Here is a 1,130-nt window from a genome sequence, read left to right as displayed (position 1 = left end):
CTCTGTACACGACAAAAATAGATAACTCATTGAAATAATGTCACAATAATTGTTTTCTAACGACGAATACTATGACACATCTCAATGAGTTATATCTTATCTTAAACAAATCTCTAAAATGGAACAAGTCACATTTAAAGTGCTTTGCGCTCATCATGCTTGTGATTATTTTAAAGCAAACATGTAATCTTTCTTCTGCATCTAAAGCCTTGCCCATCAAGTGTTTACCACAATCATTTTATCGACGTATGCAGCGCTTCTTTGCAGGTCAGTATTTTGATTATCGTCAAATTTCTCAGTTGATTTTCAATATGTTTTCATTCGACCAAGTGCAACTGACTTTAGATAGAACCAATTGGAAATGGGGAAAACGAAATATTAATATCCTGATGCTCGCAATCGTTTATCGTGGAATAGCGATACCTATCCTTTGGACATTGCTTAATAAACGTGGAAATTCAGATACGAAAGAGCGTATTGCTTTGATTCAACGCTTTATAGCCATTTTTGGTAAAGACCGTATTGTGAATGTGTTCGCAGACAGAGAGTTTATCGGTGAGCAGTGGTTTACATGGTTAATTGAACAAGACATCAACTTCTGCATTCGTGTTAAAAAAACTTCATTGTCACCAATCATTTAGGAAAGAATCATAAAATTAGTGATTTATTTCGCCATCTTAAAGTTGGTCAAATTGAATGTCGTAAACGACGGATTTTGGTTGGTCGGGTGAAACTATATATAAGTGCACTACAGTTAGAAAATGGAGAGCTTTTACTCGTCGTTTCTCCTCAGTTTAATGCCAATGCTATTCAGGATTATGCATTACGCTGGGAAATTGAAACCTTATTCAGTTGTCTCAAAGGACGCGGGTTTAATCTTGAAAATACGCGCTTGACAGACCCTAGACGAGTGAAAAAATTGATTGCGGTGTTAGCTATAAGCTTCTGTTGGTGTTACTTAACGGGTGAATGGCAACATGATCAAAAAAAAGCGATAAAAATAAAGAAGCATGGACGACTCTCAATGAGTTTATTTCGCTATGGTTTAGACTATGTTCAAATGGCGATTCAGCGTTTAATTGGTTTTGGGAAAAAAGAAGAGTTTAAGGAAATTTTGGCAATTTTAAGAA

Annotated in this window: 1 protein-coding gene; it reads left to right on the top strand. The window is 35.6% G+C overall.

Features of this window, described 5'->3' with window-relative positions; all coding sequences use genetic code 11:
* Positions 1–71: 71 nt before the first annotated feature.
* Positions 72–1,130 (top strand): IS4-like element ISAba1 family transposase gene (locus FTU69_RS14670; RefSeq protein ID WP_154021473.1). Its coding sequence is split into 2 segments (ribosomal slippage), with 1,060 coding nucleotides annotated over them: positions 72–612 and positions 612–1,130; the frame shifts between segments, so codons are not numbered across the junction. This gene is flagged as partial in the annotation.

Source organism: Acinetobacter sp. YH12134 (assembly GCF_013418555.1).
Taxonomy (GTDB): Bacteria; Pseudomonadota; Gammaproteobacteria; order Pseudomonadales; family Moraxellaceae; genus Acinetobacter; species Acinetobacter indicus.
This window is presented reverse-complemented; position numbering and strand designations above follow the sequence as displayed.